Here is a 14,193-nt window from a genome sequence, read left to right as displayed (position 1 = left end):
GGAGGCTTCGTACGTCTTAATAATGGCAACGCTTGCCATGCCTGTCCAACACATGGGTTGGGGCAGGGTGATGCAATGTCCAACGGGGCGGTGAATCAGGATGCTGAATAGGAGACGAAAATGACCTGGCATCAGCAGGAAATAAGACTCAAACCCCGGTCCAGGGGCTTTCACCTGGTGACGGGGGAAGTCCTCGAACAGCTACCGAAATTGGCAGACATCCGCATTGGTCTGCTGCATCTGTTCATTCAGCACACCTCCGCTTCCCTGGCCGTGAACGAGAATGCCGACCCGGATGTGCGTGGCGATCTCGAACGTCACTTCAACGTGATGGTGCCGGAAAACGCGCCCCACTATGAGCACACGTTGGAAGGCCCGGACGACATGCCCGCCCATATCAAGAGCGTGCTGATCGGGCCGTCGCTGTCATTGCCCATTCGCGACGGTCAGCCTGTGCTCGGGACCTGGCAGGGGATTTTTCTGTGTGAGCACAGGGATCACGGCGGTGGCCGGCGAATCGTTGCGACGATCCAGGGTGAGTAGCCAGGAGATCTAGAAACGATATTCCACCAAGAGCGAGCCAAAGCTGTTGCGTGGATCCTCGCTCGAAGCAAGTCCGTCCTTGTCCACCGAGTCGGAGGATAACCACAGGGTCAGGTGCGCGCCCCAAGTGGGCGCCAGGTAGTGCAGGCCAAGGATGAGCTGGGCCGTATTGGTTTCCGGGTCGATGGTGTTGTTCTCTGTCCAGGGATTATCGTCCACCAGCAGGTTGCCACGGGTAGCCATCGACCAGGGCATGGAGGTTGCACGTAATACTGCCGATCCGAAAAAGTAATATTGGGAGGGAGCCCGGAGGGTGGCGTCGTAATCCATGCCTCGGCCTATGGGGTCGGGAATGTAGGTGAAACCACCGGGCGTGTCGCCAAACCGCAACTCGAGCCCAGCCTGGGCAAAGGTCATCAGGTTACCCGCCGCGACGTCCCCGGCAACGCTCAGGTCGATCCAGTCCGCATCGAACAGCTTGTACTTGGCGCTGTAATAGAGGTTCAGCAGTGGCTCGGTATCCAGTTGGTTATCCCATCCTTCCGGATTGTCACCGCCAAGGATTGCGTGGGCGCCACGTTGCACCTCTTTCGCACCGGCTTGTTCACCGACGATCCCAAACAGCCACTGGAAACCAAAGAAGCGTTCATTGTCGAACGTATAGAAGCTGTTGGACCAGGCCAGCCCGCCCGCATAAGGCACATCGTTAAGGATAAGGTCCTCGTCCTCGATGGCTGCTGGCGTCTGGATGCTCTGGCCGAATACCCAGGTCTCGCGGTAGGTCAGCCCCGGTGATTCCGGCAAGAAAGGGACGGCGAGAAATTTGCCGAAAGCCAGCGTTCCACCGGTGTCTTCCAGCCTGGCAAAGGTTCTCGAATTGTGATGCACGGCCAGGCCATTGGTGAACTGGTTGTCCGACCCGACAATGATGTCGTTGGCAAATTCGAGTTGTAGGGAGGCTGGTTGGACGGGCTGGGCATTGGCGATGGTTGCCGCGAACGGCGCAATACAGGCGGCTAGTCTGGAAACTGTCTTCAACGTCTTTCCCTGAGTTTACTGGCTGGGTTTAGCTTAAGTCCCTGCTGTTACAAATAAAAATATGGAACGCAAAGAATAGTCTTGAGTGGCTTTCCAAATATCGACCCAACGCGATTATCAGGCCGAACGCCGCCCGTCGACTCGAAGATAAAACAGTTGTTTACAAATCCGGCCTATAAAAGCTTTTCGATTCAACCATACTGACGGCACAACGATGACAAAAATTAATCGAAGAAATAAGCGGTGCGGTACAACCTATGATGCGGTGGTTGATCCTGGCATTTCTCTACCTTGCCTTTAGTATGCAGGTGGTCGCCGACCCCCTGATCCTGTCGCCGTTTACCCAGAAGGAATCGCTGGCCCCGCATACCGACTATTGGGCGGAGGGGTCGGACGAGATTACCCTGCAGGAGGTCCTGCAATTGCAGGATTCGGCCTGGACGTCCAACCCGCGTGAAGACGATATCAATCTCGGGTACCAGGACAACGCCTACTGGTTCCGGGTGACGGTGGAAAACCCCCAGTTGATCACCATGAACAACCTGCTCGAGATTGCTTATCCTGTGCTCGATCACGTGGATATCTATCGTGTCAGCGCTGGGCAAGTAGGGCAGTCATGGTCCCTTGGAGACAAGCAGCCGTTCTATGCCAGGCCGGTCCAGCACCGCAATTTCCTGGTGCCGATGTCTTTCCCGCCTCAGGGCGAGGTCACGCTTTACCTGAGGGTAGACACCGCCAGTTCCCTGCAACTGCCGATGACGCTCTGGGAGCGGGAAGCCTTCTTCGCCCTTGAGCAGCCGCGGCTGCTACTGGAAGGGATCTATTACGGCATTATCCTGGTCATGGTGCTCTACAACCTGTTTGTTTTCCTGGCAGTGGGAGAGCGCAGTTTCCTCTACTACGTGGGGTACATCACCGCGATGCCCCTGTTTCTCGCCAGCCTTCATGGTATGGCCTTTCAATATCTGTGGCCTGAAGCGACCTGGTGGAATGACCAGGCGATCATCTTCTTCCTCAACCTCACGGTGGCGTTCGGCGGTATCTTCGCGATGCGTTTCCTGACCGTGCTACCCCACGTACACCCGCGATTGGCCTGGGCCACGGTTGTGGTCGTTGCGCTTTCCGGCCTGTTTGCGCTGGCGGCGTTGATCGTGCCCTACAGCGTGATGATTCTACCCACAATTGTCCTGGCCGCTATTGGTTGCACCGGCATGTTGGTTCTGGGCACGGTCCGTTGGCTCAAGAAGGATATTGCCGCCCGTTACTTCGGTGTAGCCTGGTTCTTCATGTTGTTTGGCGGCATCCTGCTGGCGTTGAACAAGTTCACGGTCTTGCCGCATAACCTCTTCACCGAAAACGCCACCCAGGTGGGCTCGGCGTTGGGCGTAATCCTGCTTTCCATCGCCCTGGCCGATCGCCTGAACAAGGAGAAGCGCCGGGCGTTCGAGGCCCAGGAGCAGCTCTACCGGGAGGAGCGCAAGGCGCGTCTGGCCCAGGAGAAAAGCCTACAGGTGCAGCAGGAGGCCAACGCCTTGCTGGAAGAGCGCGTACAGGAACGCACCAGGGACCTGGAAAACCTCAACGAGCAGCTGATGGAACTTAGCGCTACCGATGCGCTCACCGGCCTTAAGAACCGCGGACACTTCGACAGGGCCTTCCAGTCCGCCTGCGTAAGGGCTTACCGCTTTGGTCAGCCACTGTCCCTCATGATCGTGGATATCGATCACTTCAAGCAGTTCAACGATACCTATGGTCACCTGGTGGGAGATGACTGCCTGCAAATGGTGGCCCAGGGCATCCGCCAGTTTGTCACCCGCCCGCAGGATCTGGCCGCCCGTTATGGTGGCGAAGAATTTGTCGTAGTGCTACCAGACACGCCGGAAGACGGTGCCGTGCGGGTTGCTGAAAAGATCCGCGAGAGTATTGAGACTACGGATTTTCAGGTCTCCGACGATCTGATCCGGCTTACCGTGAGCGTCGGTGTGTGCACTCTGGTGCCCAACCGTGCCGATGCGGCCAAACAGATCTTCCGCCAGGCAGACGAGGCCCTATACGAAGCCAAGGGCAGCGGCCGTAACAAGGTGTCTGTATTCGACGCCAATGGAAGTGCCCAACTGCATCTCGTATAGCGCGCCGCTCACTGCAGACTCACAGGCCCTGTATAGTGCGCCACGGCTTTGCCTGCTCGAGCTCGAAGGCCAACTCCAGCAAATCCCGTTCGCGACCTCGCCGTGCCGACAGGTGGATGCCCACGGGAAGGTTGTCCGGGGTTTTCCCCATGGGTAGTGAGATTGCCGGAGCGCCCGCGGCGTTGGCCAGTGGGGTGAAACTGACATAGTCGATCAGGCGCTGGAACAGGAGCTCGAATGGCTGCTCGGTACCCAGGTGGCCCAGCGGCGGGGTGGTATGGGCCACGACCGGTGACAGCACGGTATCGACGCCGAGTCGCTCGAGCTCCCGTGAGTAGAGGGTTTGGGATTGACGCAGCCGCCAGAGTGTTGCCGGCAAGTGATGGAAACGCGCGGTAAAACGATTGCTCAAGCCGCGGGTGAGGGCATCCACACGGCCCGGGTCGAATCCGCGGCCCAGGAAGGAGCGGCCGCCTTTGCGCATCATGAAGGCCAGGAAGGCCCAGTAATGGGCAAAGTCCTCGGCGAATTGCCGCGGGACCGGCACCTCCATCGGGATGATGGCGTGTCCCAGGTCTTCGAGCAGGCCTGCAGTGGACTCCACCGTTTCCCGCGTGATCGCATCCGTGCCTTTTCCGGTGATGGAATCGACGACGAGTCCAATCCGCAGCCGACGTTTGCCGGGGCCGAGCACCTCGCCCATGGCGGGCAGTTTGGGATTGTGAATGTAGCGCTCCGCTTCGCTGAAGAAACGAGCCGTATCCCGGACCGAACGAGTGACCACGCCTTCGCTGATGATATTGATCGGCAGGACACGGCCCGCCTCATTCTCCACCAGCCGGCCCCGGCTGGGCTTGAGTCCGACCAGCCCGCAGCATGCGGCGGGGATACGGATCGACCCACCGCCGTCGTTGGCGTGGGCGATAGGCACGACGCCAGCGGCCACCAGGGCCGCCGAACCTCCGGATGAGGCGCCGCAGGAAAAGGCGGGATTCCAGGGGTTACGGGTCGGCGCCCCATGGGCCGGTTCAGTGGAGGCATTGAAGCCGAACTCGGGCAGGGCACTCTTGCCCAAGGGGATCATGCCCTGCGCCAGAAGCTGGCGGGCAAAGGGCGATGTTGTTTTTTTCAATTCTCCGGACGTTGCCAGGGAGCCGTGCAAGGTCGGTTGGCCGACGACATCGGTATTGTCCTTGATAAGCGTCGGCACACCCGAAAAGGGGCCTTGGCCCGGCCGTGATGCTGCGCGGAAGGCGCCTTCGAAATCCGTATGGGCCAGACCGTGGAGAACCGGTTCGACTTTGCGCGCGCGCTCGATCGCCGCAGCAATAACCTCGCGGGAACTCAGCTTGCCCTGGCGGATCAATGTTGCAAGGGCCGTGGCGTCATGGTCGGACAGGGCATCGTTGGAGAAAGCGTGTACCGGCGCTAATCTTTCCTGGGCGGTCATGGGTGTCCGTTATTGTCGAGTCATGCGCCTACGTTACCTCAACGCTGAACATGACTGAATGTCATATCGGGAAATGCAGCACAGGCCACGAATGAACATAGATGGTTGTCCGTGCCGGATGAACGGCCTAAGCTGCTCCGCTGCCAAGAAAACGAGGAACTTTTTCCGACATGGGTTCGGTTGAATTACTGGTCAGGTATTTCCTGGGTATCTACTTCCTGATGATCGGGCTGCATTACACCAGCCGTAGCCTGGGGCTCTACGACCGCATGCGTTTTTCCCATATCCACTACGGCGCCCGGGGAAGTGGTACCTGGTGGCACCGTCACGTATTCAATATCTTCCGGGCCAGTATCCTCGGGGTCTGTGTCGTGCGGATATTTGTCGATATCGATCGCTGGCTCGGGGTGTTCGAATTCCTGTACCAACCGCCGGTCCTGGCTGCGGGCGCCATTATGTTGCTGGCCTCCTTCTCGCTGATCGATTACGTGCAGGCCTATATGCACGAAGATTGGCGTTCCGGTATCGACAATGCGAATCGCGGGCACCTGATCACCTCGGGACCTTTCAGCCGTTCGCGCAACCCGTTGTTCCTGGGGATCATCCTCGGCCAGCTGGGCTTCTTCCTGGCGCTGCCCAGTGTATTCTCCCTGGTATGCCTGGGCGTTGGAGTTCTGGTTATCCTGCGCCAGGCCCTAGCCGAGGAAAAGGCGCTGGGCGTAGTCTTCGGTGAGGAATATATGGACTATCTCAAGCGGGTCCCCAGGTGGTTCTGAGCGACACCGCACCGTAGTGTGTTTGTTTCAATGATCCAGCCGCGCCGCATCATATTCAGTCGCAAGGGCTTCGATTCCAGTTCCGGCGGGTGCCCGAGCCCCATCCTTCCCGATGGCCGGTTGCTGTCGCTGCCGATTCCGGACGAGCGGTCGCGGGTGCCCTTTGCGGACATCACCCATCAGGGTATCGCCCTGGGCGACCACGTTCCGATGCTAACTCGCCAACGCCTCCAGGCGCAGAGCGGCGCCCATATCGATCCGGACCTCAATGCCGCAGCCTTACCGCGTTTGCCCGGCTGGCGGCCGATTTTCGGTCAGAGCGGAGCGGCCCAGGGGCATCTCAAGAACCAGGGGGTCGAGGTTGGAGACCTGTTCGTCTTCTTCGGGTTGTTCCGGCCAGTGATCGAGACTGCGTACGGTTGGCGCTTCGATCCGACCCAGGCTGCAAAACATGTCATCTGGGGCTGGCTGCAGATCGGCGATATCCTTGGTGTCGACACGCTTGATGACGCCGCCTTGCCCTGGGCCCGCTACCATCCGCATTTTCGTTGGCGGAACGATCCTAGCAACACCCTCTACCTAGCCTCTGACTCACTGGCTCTGGGAGAATTGCCATCGGGCCTGCCCGGCGCGGGCTGGTTCGAGCGGCATTGCGCATCGCTGCAGCTGACTGATCGCCGCGCCAATCGGCCAGGGGTATGGGCCCTGCCGCGCTGGTGCTTCCCCCGTGGGGGCCAGGTACCGCTGACCTATCACGCCAAAGCCGACCGTTGGCAACGGGAAACCCACCGCGTCATCCTGCAGGCGGTCGCGCGCGGACAGGAATTCGTTATGGATACGCGGCACTATCCCGAAGCGTTGCCCTGGATTCGCTGCATCATCAGTTCCAATGCGGGTGCCGTCCCCTGGTCCTGAGGGGGCGACCCCTTTATCGAACACACTATCCGCCAGTGAATAATGACGGCTTCGGTATGTACCTATACGCAGGCTACACAGGTTTCATTAGCGTGCCGTGATGACCTTTAATCGATCACGTCGATGACGACCTCCCCTGCGACCTACCGGCTCGATCCCGCGCAGGTCCGTGCCGAGTTCCTCCGGCTGCTGCCCATCTCGTTATTCGTGGTGGCATTCGGTGCTGCCTTCGGTTTGGCGGCGGTGCAGAAAGGGATCGTTCCGCTGGAAGGGACGCTGATGAGCGTGCTGGTCTTTGCCGGCGCCTCGCAGTTCGCGGCTCTTGAACTTTGGGGCGACCAGGTGGCCCTGCTGCCGCTGATTGCCATCACCTTCGCCATCAATTCCCGCCACCTGCTGATGGGCGCTTCGCTCTATCCCATGCTGCGTCAGATGCCGACCGCACAGCGCTATGGCATTTTGCTGGTGCTCACCGACGCCAATTGGGCTGTCGCCGCCCAGGACTACCAGAACGGCCGGCGTAATCTCGAGGTTATCCTTGGTGGCGGTGTCGTGCTCTGGATGGCCTGGCTGATCGGTACGTTGTTGGGTGTCTATTTCGGCGGGTTGCTGCAGGATCCCAAAAGTCTGGGTCTAGATATGGTGCTGGGCTGTTTCCTGCTGTCCATGGCCCTGGGCGGGCGCAAGAATCCGCGGGTCATCGTGGCCTGGATCGTAGCCGGCACGGCGGCGATGATGGCCTACTGGTGGCTGCCGCCCCATACCCATGTGGTGGTCGGTGCGCTTGCCGGCGGTGCAGTCGGCTTCTTCTGGCTGGAGCACAAGTCCGATGAGCATTGAGACCACTCACCTCGGGGTTATCCTGATCATCGCCATTATGGCCCTGGTGACACTGGCCACCCGCTGGGGCGGGCCTTTCCTGATGTCCTTCGTCACCATCAATCCGCGAGTGGAGAGTTTCATCAATACCATGGCGAGCTCGGTGCTGATCGCCATCCTGACCCCAATGGCCTTTACCGGGGACCTCGGGGCCAAACTGGCGCTGGCGACCACCGCTATCCTGATGCTGGTGCTGCACAAGCCGCTGCCGGCCATCGCCGGCGGTATCCTCGCGGCGGCCGCCACGCGTTATTTTCTCTAGTCTTCCGCAACGCGAAGCCCGTCTTTTCATGGAGTTGTAACTTCAGTTTCCACCTGGATGATGTGGTGGGTATCTGGCGTTAGCGTCCGCGAGTCTGGCCGGTGTTAGCATGACGCATCACACTATTGGCAAAAATGGATGTCCAAGCGATGTCGTCTTCCCGCGCTGGGGCGTTTATCCCTCCGATCCTTCTGGCGATCTTCGTCTGCGCTGCGGCGGTCCTGACACCCGGACACAATGCGGCTGGGTTAGTGGGGCGAGTTACATTGGCGCCTTGGGATGGCTCGGGCGCAATGGTGGACTGGGGCGTGCTGGATCGGCTGATGGAGCGGGCACCACTTACGGTTTCCGGGGACCTCATTGTCGATGCCCGGACCGCTGCCGCGTTGGAGGCGAGTGCAGAGGGTATGGCGTCGCCCATACCTGCCGAAACCCGGGCTCGTATTCGTTTCCTGCTGCAGCAAGGACTACCGTCCGAGGCGGGAGCTGAGCTGGCGGAGTTCCTGTTCCGTTATACCGATTACCGCGAAGCGCGCCGTCGGTTCTCCTCTCCGCTGACCCTGACCGAGCTTGAATATCTTCAGGCAGCCCACTTCGGGCGTTCGAACGCCCGTGCGCTGTTCCATCAGCAGAACGCCATGCAGCGGGCCATGGGTGGAGGCGGTTCAAGCGCGGCGTCTTTAGGGCAGGGTACAAGGTGAGTCAGGGACGTTTACTCGCCACGGATAGCCTCCTGGCCGCAAGTGCGGGTGTACTGCTGGCGTTGCCGTACAACCACAGCGAGCTGTTCCTGTTGAGCTGGGCGGGTTTCGTACCCTTGTTGTTTGCCTTGCGGGGCAAACGCCTGGCCGAGGCCTACCTATTGGGACTGATCTGTGGACTGGCGCTCTATGGTGTCGGCGCCTGGTGGATCGTCGGTTTTATCGGGCAGCTCTGGGCGCCTGGCCCGTTCGTAACCTTTCTGCTCTCCGCTCTCTTCTGGTTGTACAGCGCACAGCTGCCGGCGTTCTTGGCACTGGTGTTCCAGTGGCTCAGGCGCCGGACCGGTTGGTCGGACCTCCTGCTGTTCCCAATGCTCGTCGCCTTGTTCTTCGGCCATTTCCCGATGCTCTTCCACGCCCAGCTTGGCGAAAGCCAGAGTCTGTTCCTGACCGCCCTGCAGGCGGTATCCCTGACCGGCGTACTTGGTTTGGATGCGCTGATCGCGCTGGTCAACGTTTTGCTATTCCGCTGGTTGGCCGGGCAGGTTCCGGCCCAGCGCGACCGGATCGGCTGGGCGGCGGCGGTGCTGCCATTGGCTTGGCTAGCGTATGGCTTGGTTAGTCTCGGTTTATGGGACGCCCGTCTGGCGGAGTGGCCGACCCGCCGTGTCGGATTTGTGCAGGAAAACGTACCGGCAGGCGTGGATCAGCGGCCGCCGGCGGCCGGCTATAGCTCGAGCTACCCGCGCGCGCTTGCCCTGTCGGAACAACTTGCCGACGCGGGTGCCGGGCTGGTGGTCTGGCCCGAGGCCCGGTTCAATTCCTATTTCCATGAACCGCGCGTTGCCGAGGCCTTCCGCCGGTCGGCCAACCGGATGCAGGCGGCGTTGCTGTTCCAGGCGATGGAGCGGGAAAATCACGCCCACAGCCGCTCGGAGTTCAACACGGCGGTGCTTATCGATGACGAGGGGCGTGACCAGGGCCATTACCGCAAGACCAAGCGGGTCGCCTTTGGCGAGTACTTGCCGCTCCTTGGGGTGTTCCCGGAAGCCCGGCGCTGGGTGCGGGGAGAGTTGGGGGATTTTTTCAGCCATGTATCGGCCGGGGAAGGGCCGGCCCGGTTTCCGCTCAAGGGCATGCAGGTGGTTCCGCTGATCTGCTACGAGGCGATGTTTCCCTACTTTGTGGCCGATGCGGCCCGTGGTGGTGGCCCCGGCGAGTTGCTGGTCACGGTATCCAACAACGCCTGGTTCGGCCCCACGCAGCAGCCTTTTCAACATCTCAATGCCTCGGTGCTTCGTGCCGTGGAAAATCGGACGCCGCTGTTGCATGTGATGAACAACGGCCCCTCGGCGGTCGTATTGCCCAATGGCCAGCGCCTGTTCCAGTCTGCCTACGGTGAAGAGGCCGGTTACTGGGTCGATATCCCGGTGGCGGCGTCCGGGGTAGACAGTCTATTCACCCGGTTCCCCTGGCTTTTCCGTAGCGTGCTGTATGGCGCGCTGCTTGCGACCCTGTTCAGGGCGGGCTGGCTTGTTCCGGCGCGCCGAGCAACGCCGACGGCACCCGCTTCCTGAGTTGTTCCTGCTGCACCTGTTTCTGTTCTGGTGACAGTTTCCCGTCGGTCTGGATACGCATGCTTTGCAGGGTATAGCGCATCAGGGCTTCTTCCTCGCCGTACAACGAATCGCTGAGTTCGTCGCCGAGATAAGTCCGACGCAGGCGGCTGAGTTGCTCGAAATCGGCTTCAACGTTCTGTAGCGCGCCGTGGTGACCGAAGGTGTCCGCCACTTCCCGATAGGCATTGCTATAGCGATAGAAACGTTCAGCCATGGCAGCGGCCTGTTGTCCCGCTTCACCATCCAGCCCCCCTGCGATCAGAGTCTTGAGCTCTTCGAAACGGGTTTCGTCTACGGGTGTTTTCGGTTGCATGAATGCAGCTTCCAGCACTGTTCTGACTTGCCGGTCGACCAGGATCTGGCCGTCGTCATCGAGCTTGATGCGACTCAGGGCCGTGGCGATGTCGTCCAGCTTGAAAACGGGGTCCTGTTCTGTCTGGGAGACGTGCCGCTCAGAGGAAGGAGCCGGCAGCTCGATGTATTTACTTGGTAAATGAGTGGTGACACCTGCCGTAGGTTTGGGCGACACGCCGCCGGTTTCGGACGGCTTTTCAAGTTGCGGTGATTGCGTACCTTGCGGTGAGGTTTGGGTTTGAAGTGGAGTGGCGTTCTCCGGCGTGGTTGCTTTCAAACCAATGAAGGTCGCCGCCATCAGCAGGGCCAATGGGACCGCTATGGCCAGACTAAACTTGAAGGTCCGCTGTCGTTGATCGCGTCTGAGCTTTACTTCGGTACGCTTTGCGTTGCTTTGGAACTTTGTATTGAAGCGGAGCATAGCCGTTCCTCAGGCAACAGCTTCGCGGATCTGGCTAATAGTCGTGCCAGTCCAGTTCTTCATGGCCCGGCGCAGGCTTGAGGCACAGGAAAAACCGGTGATCTCGGAGACATCCTCGACACTTAGCCGGGAAAACCGCAGCTGGTGGGACGCGATCTCCATTCTGACCTCATGCAGGATCCGCCGGAAAGATGCGTTCTCTCCGGCCAGGCGACGGGTCAGGCTGCGGGGCGTCATGCTGAGTTGGGTGGCGACCTGTTCGAGGTTGATGTCCGGTTTGAAGTGGGCGCGGATATGCCAACGGACGCGGTCTGCAAAGGTTACGTGTGCCGGCATCCGGCTGAGCTCCCGTTCGCACTGGCGCACGAGGCGCTCGAATGTCCTCAGTCGCAGCAACCGAAAACGCTTGAAGGCGAAATCGATCTGACCGGAGATGCTGGATTCGTCACAGTCGAAGGTGATCGACGTGCAGGGGAGCGAATCGTAGAGCGACGTATCCTCGGGCTTGGGGGTGGTGAGGCGGACATGGATCGATGGATCGTCCACAGATTTGTTGCCGCACATATCCCAGATACGCAGGCTTACTGCGAGCCGGAATTCGTGAATGAATTGCCTGACCATAGGGTCACGGTCGTCGGCGGTCGGGTAGTCGAGCGGTTCCACCACCCGGTTGTCAGCATCCAGGTAAGCATTGGGTTGTGAGGCAACCATAGTGTAGAAGGGCTGGGCCGTAACCATGTAGCGTTTGAAAGCTTCGGCGGCGTCCTTGAGGCTCGGGCTGCAGTATACCGCAAAGCCGACCGGCCCCCAGAAGCACCAGTCAAAGCGCATGCCAACATGGACACCGACTGCAGGTAGCGGACACAGCCGGATGCCATTGCGTATCAACGCATGGATCTGGTTGTAGCTAATATAGACTTCCTGCATATCGAAGGTGGCTGGGGAAATACCCGTGCCCTTGAGAAGTTCCTCCTGCCTCGCGCCCAGGCTGCAGAATGCTTCTATAAAACCGAGAGGGTGGCGATGAAGGGGAATGAGCTTGGCATCGAAATCCATTGAAGCCTCCCTGGCTGCTCATGTCTTGTTGTTATTGGCAAGCGCATAACAGCCGTGCCCCACAGGAACACGGCCGTTCTGGTTGAGACGGGTTCGGCAGTGATGCCGGATCCGGAAGAGATCTCTTACAGTCCCTTGCGCTCGACGTCCCAGTCACTCAAACCACACACTTCGCAGGGGCCGGTAAACAGGTCCGCAGCATCGGCGTCGCCTGTCAGCTGGTAGAGCCACCAGGCCGTGGTGATGCCCCTGAAGTCACCCATATTACCAACCGGCTCGAAGTGACTGGCTCCCCTGAGCGTAGCCCAGAATACGGGAACATCAACACGGCGGTAGACCGGCGCCTGGTTCAGCGTAGGGCCGGCCAGGGTATCGACGGAGCCGGAAAGCAACAGCATCGGCGCGGTCTGCTGGTATTGGGAGGAAGTTTCGTGACCCAGGCCAAGGATATAGGGCTGCACCGGCGCTGTAGCGGTAATGCGGTTGTCGCGGGCAGCCATGATGGTTCCGCCGCCGCCTTGAGAGTGGCCGGATGCTCCCACATTGGAAAAGTCGAGCTGGTCGGCATAGCTGGTCCCTTGCAGGTAGTCCAGGCAGTCCAGCATCTCTTCACCGGAGCCGGCGTTGGAGGTATTGGCAGCAGCCACAACGAATCCCCAGGAGGCCCAGTGCCGCAGGCCGCTGCCGTAGGTCGATGGCGACGCGCCGGTGCCGTTGCCCCAAAGGATGACCGGATGGTCGTCCTGCAGGCTGATCGGACGATAGATGGTGCAGGAGAAGCCACCGGACTGGCTGGTCGTCGCAAACGGCCCATCCTCGGCATAGGCGGCAAGGGAATCGCCGCCCGGTGTCATCGCGAGGGCTCCGGTAGACAGGAGAATGCTTCCTACAGCGGCAGCAGCATTGGCAACCCACGTTGTTTTAAGGACTTGCAGTTTCATTGTTGTTCCTTCCCTGATGTCATTCGAGAGTTTTTGGCGTTGTTTTCGTCTCGCTACCAATACACCGAACAAGACACCTGCGATTCTAGGGAGCAGGTTTACGGCCCGGCTATGACGGGAAAGGCGGAATTGCGGGGGAGTTGGAAGGTCAGGTTGCGTATAAAAAATATACAGCGAATGGGGCGCTCGTTTTACGGGTAAGGCGTGCAAACCGGAAAGAGAGCGGCCGCTCCAGCGGGAAGCGATCGAATACCGTCGCCTCCGCTGTCCGTGAGAGTCGGACGCTAGCTAGCCCGTGCCGCGGGCGGCCTTGATAACGTCATAGGCGTGGCTGATTTCCCGGGTCTTCTCTTCGGCCATTTCCCGCATACTCTCCGGCAGGCCCCGGCCGGCCAGCTTGTCGGGGTGATTCTGGCTCATCAGCTTGCGGTAGGCCTTCTTGATTTCAGCATCGCTGGCGGATTCGGAAACCCCCAGTACCTTGTAGGCGTCCGCCAATTGCTGGCCTGTGCTTGGGCCGCCGCTAGCTGCACCGCCGCGGGCGCCACGCAGCATGGCTTCGAGCTGTTCAACCTGGGCCTCGGGGATGCCCAGTTTACGGGCGATGCGCAACAGCATCTGGTGCTCGGCTGGATGGACCTCACCGTCGGCCGCCACCGCTGAGACCTGCACCTGCAGGAACATCTGGAGCAGCGCCCTCTGGCCGCGGGTAACGCGGAGCAGTTGCTCCAATTCACCCTCCAGATCGAAGTCCGCTGCCTTACCGCGCTGGAACGCCGCCTTGGCAGTCTCACGCTGGGCATCGGACAGGCGCAGGCGGCTGAACAGGGTTTCGGCCACCTGGATCTCGTCCCGAGTGACCACACCGTCGGCCTTGCAGAGCGCGCCCATCACCGAAAAGGTGCTTTCCAGGAACTGGGACTGGACCTGAAAGAGGCCCTGGCGTAATTTGCGGGTGAGTGCCTTGGCGAGAAAATAGCCGGCCACAGCGCCGATGAGCAGGCCGGGGAAGCGTCCGAAGCTGTAGCCGATCAGGCCACCAAAAATGATTGCGAGAAACATGCCGCGAATCCTATCGTGTTTTTTGCTATGACGGGCGTTACGATACG

Annotated in this window: 14 protein-coding genes; 8 read left to right on the top strand and 6 right to left on the bottom strand. The window is 60.1% G+C overall.

What is annotated here, in order from left to right; all coding sequences use genetic code 11:
* Nucleotides 1-120: 120 nt before the first annotated feature.
* Nucleotides 121-543, top strand: a complete 423-nt coding sequence (locus RE428_RS16820; RefSeq protein ID WP_004583099.1) for a secondary thiamine-phosphate synthase enzyme YjbQ — start codon at nt 121-123, stop codon at nt 541-543.
* Nucleotides 544-552: 9 nt separating this feature from the next.
* Here RE428_RS16820 and RE428_RS16815 read toward each other — a convergent pair whose 3' ends face one another.
* On the bottom strand, nt 553-1,581 hold the full coding sequence (locus tag RE428_RS16815) for a lipid A deacylase LpxR family protein (protein ID WP_004583098.1): 1,029 nt from the start codon (nt 1,579-1,581) through the stop codon (nt 553-555).
* A gap of 257 nt (nt 1,582-1,838) precedes the next feature.
* On the opposite strand from RE428_RS16815, the gene RE428_RS16810 reads away from it, so the two are divergent.
* The gene (locus RE428_RS16810) at nt 1,839-3,710 is read left to right on the top strand and encodes a sensor domain-containing diguanylate cyclase (protein ID WP_004583097.1); all 1,872 of its coding nucleotides are present in this window, start codon (nt 1,839-1,841) and stop codon (nt 3,708-3,710) included.
* A 19-nt stretch (nt 3,711-3,729) separates the two neighbouring features.
* On the opposite strand, the gene RE428_RS16805 is transcribed toward RE428_RS16810, so the two are convergent.
* Nucleotides 3,730-5,160, bottom strand: coding sequence for an amidase (locus RE428_RS16805; RefSeq protein ID WP_004583096.1), 1,431 nt, complete (start codon nt 5,158-5,160; stop codon nt 3,730-3,732).
* A gap of 170 nt (nt 5,161-5,330) precedes the next feature.
* On the opposite strand from RE428_RS16805, the gene RE428_RS16800 reads away from it, so the two are divergent.
* The 6 genes from RE428_RS16800 (at nt 5,331) to lnt (ending at nt 10,270) form a co-directional block, all read left to right on the top strand.
* Nucleotides 5,331-5,936 carry a methyltransferase family protein gene (locus tag RE428_RS16800; RefSeq protein WP_004583095.1) on the top strand — a complete coding sequence of 202 codons (606 nt, stop codon included), beginning with the start codon at nt 5,331-5,333 and terminating at the stop codon, nt 5,934-5,936.
* Between the two features lie 30 nt (nt 5,937-5,966).
* Entirely contained in the window at nt 5,967-6,851 is an 885-nt protein-coding gene (locus tag RE428_RS16795; protein WP_004583094.1) for an Nmad3 family putative nucleotide modification protein, read from the top strand.
* 123 nt (nt 6,852-6,974) lie between these two features.
* Nucleotides 6,975-7,691: an AzlC family ABC transporter permease gene (locus RE428_RS16790; RefSeq protein ID WP_004583093.1), complete on the top strand. Its 717-nt coding sequence runs from the start codon at nt 6,975-6,977 to the stop codon at nt 7,689-7,691.
* Nucleotides 7,681-7,992, top strand: a complete 312-nt coding sequence (locus RE428_RS16785; protein WP_004583092.1) for an AzlD family protein — start codon at nt 7,681-7,683, stop codon at nt 7,990-7,992. Before RE428_RS16790 ends, RE428_RS16785 begins: the two co-directional genes overlap by 11 nt.
* Before the next feature lie 149 nt (nt 7,993-8,141).
* Nucleotides 8,142-8,693 (top strand): hypothetical protein, encoded by a 552-nt coding sequence (locus RE428_RS16780; RefSeq protein WP_169334092.1) that lies wholly within the window; start codon nt 8,142-8,144, stop codon nt 8,691-8,693.
* Entirely contained in the window at nt 8,690-10,270 is a 1,581-nt protein-coding gene (gene lnt, locus RE428_RS16775; RefSeq protein WP_004583090.1) for an apolipoprotein N-acyltransferase, read from the top strand. Before RE428_RS16780 ends, lnt begins: the two co-directional genes overlap by 4 nt.
* On the opposite strand, the gene RE428_RS16770 is transcribed toward lnt, so the two are convergent.
* The 4 genes from RE428_RS16770 to djlA all read right to left on the bottom strand — a co-directional run bounded on the left by RE428_RS16770 (nt 10,212) and on the right by djlA (nt 14,146).
* The gene (locus RE428_RS16770; protein ID WP_004583089.1) at nt 10,212-11,087 is read right to left on the bottom strand and encodes a lipase secretion chaperone; all 876 of its coding nucleotides are present in this window, start codon (nt 11,085-11,087) and stop codon (nt 10,212-10,214) included. The genes lnt and RE428_RS16770 overlap by 59 nt on opposite strands.
* Before the next feature lie 9 nt (nt 11,088-11,096).
* Complete coding sequence (locus tag RE428_RS16765; protein ID WP_004583088.1) at nt 11,097-12,143, bottom strand: helix-turn-helix transcriptional regulator; 1,047 nt, start codon at nt 12,141-12,143, stop codon at nt 11,097-11,099.
* Between the two features lie 125 nt (nt 12,144-12,268).
* Nucleotides 12,269-13,084: a poly(ethylene terephthalate) hydrolase family protein gene (locus RE428_RS16760; protein WP_051079885.1), complete on the bottom strand. Its 816-nt coding sequence runs from the start codon at nt 13,082-13,084 to the stop codon at nt 12,269-12,271.
* A gap of 288 nt (nt 13,085-13,372) precedes the next feature.
* Nucleotides 13,373-14,146, bottom strand: coding sequence for a co-chaperone DjlA (djlA, locus tag RE428_RS16755; protein ID WP_004583086.1), 774 nt, complete (start codon nt 14,144-14,146; stop codon nt 13,373-13,375).
* Nucleotides 14,147-14,193 lie beyond the last annotated feature (47 nt).

The organism is Marinobacter nanhaiticus D15-8W (genome assembly GCF_036511935.1).
GTDB classification, from domain to species: Bacteria; Pseudomonadota; Gammaproteobacteria; order Pseudomonadales; family Oleiphilaceae; genus Marinobacter_A; species Marinobacter_A nanhaiticus.
This window is presented reverse-complemented; position numbering and strand designations above follow the sequence as displayed.